The following is a 3914-nucleotide window of genomic DNA, read 5'->3' on the forward strand; positions in this document are numbered from 1 at the left end:
CCCTAAATAACCCCGCTGTCCCCGGGGGGCGCCCCCACCCCGACGCCCCAGTCGGGCCCGGACCCCCGGGGCGCGGGCGGGCGCCGGGGGGGCGCACGGCCGCGCGGTCCGTGGACGTCAGTCGAGGAGCCTGTCGCGCAGCCGGTCCCGCAGCTCGGGGGTGAGCCGCAGGGCCTGCTCCAGATAGGTGTCGACGCCGCCCCAGGTCTCCTCGATCGTCTCGAAGGCGGCCGTCAGATACTCCGCCCGCGCGTCGAACAGCGGGCTGAGCAGCTCCATGACCTCGGGGGAGCGGGCCGTGTCCGCGGTGCCGTTGCGGTGCACCTTGTAGCGGCGGTGCCGCGCGTTCGACTCCAGGTAGTCGGCGACGATGGCGTCGCGCTCGACGCCCACGGCGAGCAGTGTCACGGCTATGGACAGGCCCGCGCGGTCCTTGCCCGCCGCGCAGTGCATGAGCGCGGGCACGCTGTCCTCCGCGAGGGCGTGCAGCACCTGGGAGTGTTCGGCGGTCCGCTCGGTGATGATCGCCCGGTACGAACCGATCATCCGGTCCGCCGCCCGGCCGTCCCCGAGGTGGGCACGGAGCTGGTCGAGCTCGCCGTCGCGGACCATCTTCCAGAACTCGCTGCCGTCGGCCGGGTCGGTCAGCGGAAGATTCACGTTCCGTACGCCGGGCAGCTCGACGTCCGGCCCCTCCAGTTTCTGGTCCGAGGAGTTGCGGAAGTCGAAGATCGTGTGCAGCCCGAGGGAGGAGAGGAACGCGGCGTCCTCCTCCGTGGCGTGCGCGAGGTGACCACTGCGGAACAGCCGCCCGGACCGCACCCGCCGGCCGTCCACGGTGGGCAGGCCGCCCACGTCCCGGAAGTTGCGCACTCCGGCCAGCTCCGGCTCGGTCGACGGGACCTGCTGCGTCACGGGGGCTCCTCCCATAGGGCCGTCGGCACCGCTCGTGGTCGCTCGCCGACGGGAATCGCCTCTCGACGATACGACATGGGTTCCCCGGGCGATGAGTTGTCCACAGGCGTTGCCTCGGAGGTGAATCGGCCTCGACGGCGTCCCGGCCGGGCCACGGGAGCGTGTGGAGATCCCGGTGCACTCGCCGTCCGATTTCACCGTTAATAGTCGTTTTGCTGGAAATAGGGCTTTGAGTGCAACTAGTGCTGGAATATGCGGTCATGGGGTGACGTGCGTGAGCAGCGTCATATGCGTGACGATGCGTTGCGGCCCGCCTCTTCCGGGGTGGCCGCGCCGCCCTGTGGATCGCGGGGTCGAAGCGGGCCACGTGCACGGAGGGTGACGGGCAATCAGGACATCGATCAAGAAAGGGGTGCGTACGGAGGTCGCGGACAGTTGTCGGCGCGCTCTTCTCTCGCCTACGTTCGCCCTCAATCCGGACGGACGCCCAATCCTGCCGCCGCCCGGAATCCGCACTCACCCGTACGCGGCAGGAGCGGGGGACCCACAGGTATCGCGCCTGTTCCGGTCTCCGGAACGGCTAGGGGTACAGCCGCGCTGCCGCGCGGCCGGACATCTCCAGTCCGCACCCGACAGCTCACCTCGCAGGCGCCGGAGAGGAAATGCGCCATGCCCGCGAAGGGTAAGCACCGTCGTCCCAAGTTCCTGCGTCTGCCCCGCTCGATCGCCGTGTTCGGCACCGGTGGTGTCGCGCTCGCACTGCCGCTGATGGGCGCCGTCTGCGCCCATGCGGCGGCCCCGGCGGCCGCCGTCCCGTCCGCCGTGCAGAAGATCACGACGGTCTCCGCCACGGCCGGAAGCGCCGCGGAGAAGTCCACGGCGAAGACCTATGTCGTGAAGGCCGGTGACACGCTCGCGAAGATCGCCGACCGGCAGCACGTCAGCGGCGGCTGGAAGAAGCTCTACGCCGACAACCGCGCGGTCGTCGGCGGCGATCCGACGCGGATCAGTCCCGGTTTGAAGCTCACGATCGAGGGGCAGAGCGCCACGGCCGTCGCCGCGCGGCCCGCCGCCGAAGCGGCCACCGCGGCCAAGACCACCACGGCCAAGACCGCCGACACGGGGTACACCCTGCCCGTCGAGGGAGCCACCATCGGCACCGGCTATAAGGTGCCCGGCAGCATGTGGTCCAGCGGTTACCACACCGGTGTGGACTTCGTGGTCCCGACCGGCACCACGATCAGGTCCGTCGCCGCGGGCACCGTCGTCTCGGCCGGCTGGGGCGGCGCCTACGGCAACCAGGTCGTCGTCCAGCACTCCGACGGCCGGTACTCGCAGTACGCCCACATGTCCGCGCTCTCCGTCTCGGCGGGGCAGACCGTGACCGAGGGGCAGCAGCTCGGCCTCTCCGGCGCGACCGGCAACGTCACCGGCCCGCACCTGCACTTCGAGATCCGCACGACCCCGGCCTACGGCTCGGACGTGGACCCGGTCGCGTACCTGCGCTCCCACGGTGTCGTCGTCGGCTGACGCCCCCGCACGTCCCGAGGGCCGGACCCCATGCTCCACGGGTCCGGCCCTCGGTGTTTCGTCGGTGCCGCGCCGCCGCCCTTTCCGGGTCAGGGGCTTCCAGGCACGGCGGCTGTTCAACCACGCCTGAGGGAGCCCTATTCCGGATTTCGGCCATTCTTTATGAGTGGCTTATCTCACCACCCGTCAACCCATTCCTACGGTCGCGTAGCTCACATCTCAAGGTGAATCATGGCTCGACGTGGCAGACGATTCGAAGAGTGACAACAGAGCAGTGATCGGGTCGTACGTGGCGGTGGGGGACAGCTTCACCGAAGGCGTCGGCGACCCCGGCCCCGAAGGAGCCTTCGTCGGTTGGGCGGACCGTTTCGCGGTACTGCTCGCGGACCGGCAGCCGGAAGGCGACTTCACCTACACCAATCTCGCCGTCCGCGGGAAGCTGCTCGACCAGGTGGTCGGCGACCAGCTCCGGCGGGCCAAGGAACTCGCCCCGGACCTGGTCTCCTTCTGCGCGGGCGGCAACGACATCATCCGGCCCGGCACCGACCCCGACGAGGTCGCGGAGCGCTTCGAGCGCGCGGTCGCCGACCTCACCTCCGCCGTCGGCACCGTCATGGTGACGACCGGCTTCGACACCCGTGGCGTCCCGGTGCTGAAACACCTGCGCGGGAAGATCGCCACGTACAACGGGCATGTCCGGGCCATCGCGGACCGGTACGGCTGTCCGGTCCTCGACCTGTGGTCCCTGAAGACGATCCAGGACCGGCGTGCCTGGGACGGCGACCGGCTGCACCTGTCGCCGGAGGGCCACACCCGGGTCGCGCTGCGGGCCGGCCAGGTCCTCGGCCTCGACGTGCCCGCCGACCCGGACCAGCCCTGGCCGCCCCTGCCGCCCCGGGGCACGCTGGAGGTGCGGCGGGACGACATCCACTGGGCACGCGAGTACCTCGTGCCGTGGATCGGGCGACGGCTGCGCGGGGAGTCCTCGGGCGACCACGTGGCGGCCAAGGGCAGCCTCTCGCCGGACGACATCAAGATGCGGATCGGCTCCGTCGCCTGAGCCGCGCGTGACACCGCGGCCCGGCCGACGGGCGAGAACGCGAGGCACCGGCCCTGACCGCGCCGGTGCGCCGGGGCGCCCGCCTCAGCGCACCGCCGCCGTCAGCGCCGCGCGATCGAGCCCCAACTCCCGTGCCAGCGCGTCGTCCACCCACTCCTGGGCCCGCGCCCGCGACACCGCGCCCGTGTAGGCGGTCATCTGCACCGCCAGCCCGTCGAGCAGCGCCGTCAGCCGCAGCGCGGCTCCCGCGGGGTCCGGGCACCGGAACTCGCCGCCGGCCACTCCCTCCGCGATCACCGCGGTGATAGCGGCCGTCCACTGCGGGTGGTGATCACGCGTGTCCACCCGCAGCGCGGGGGGGGGCCGGGCCGCGCCCGGGGGCCGCGCGGGTGGGGCACGGAGGCAGGGG

At 71.6% G+C, this 3914-nt stretch carries 4 protein-coding genes and 1 riboswitch; of the genes, 2 read left to right on the top strand and 2 right to left on the bottom strand.

The features are described 5' to 3' along the window. Positions 1-117: 117 nt before the first annotated feature. The gene (locus tag ACFV2J_RS25475) at positions 118-915 is read right to left on the bottom strand and encodes a tyrosine-protein phosphatase (protein WP_385088154.1); all 798 of its coding nucleotides are present in this window, start codon (positions 913-915) and stop codon (positions 118-120) included. Positions 916-1422: 507 nt separating this feature from the next. Then, positions 1423-1579: riboswitch (cyclic di-AMP (ydaO/yuaA leader) on the top strand. 5 nt (positions 1580-1584) lie between these two features. On the opposite strand from ACFV2J_RS25475, the gene ACFV2J_RS25480 reads away from it, so the two are divergent. Together ACFV2J_RS25480 and ACFV2J_RS25485 are read left to right on the top strand one after the other, a co-directional pair. Next, entirely contained in the window at positions 1585-2445 is an 861-nt protein-coding gene (locus tag ACFV2J_RS25480) for a LysM peptidoglycan-binding domain-containing M23 family metallopeptidase (protein WP_385088152.1), read from the top strand. A 274-nt stretch (positions 2446-2719) separates the two neighbouring features. After that, on the top strand, positions 2720-3505 hold the full coding sequence (locus tag ACFV2J_RS25485) for an SGNH/GDSL hydrolase family protein (protein WP_385440798.1): 786 nt from the start codon (positions 2720-2722) through the stop codon (positions 3503-3505). An 84-nt stretch (positions 3506-3589) separates the two neighbouring features. On the opposite strand, the gene ACFV2J_RS25490 is transcribed toward ACFV2J_RS25485, so the two are convergent. Further along, positions 3590-3914: TetR family transcriptional regulator C-terminal domain-containing protein (locus ACFV2J_RS25490; protein WP_385440758.1), on the bottom strand; the 325-nt coding region annotated here is incomplete at its 5' end.

This window comes from Streptomyces sp. NPDC059668 (genome assembly GCF_042734135.1).
Lineage (GTDB): Bacteria > Actinomycetota > Actinomycetes > Streptomycetales > Streptomycetaceae > Streptomyces.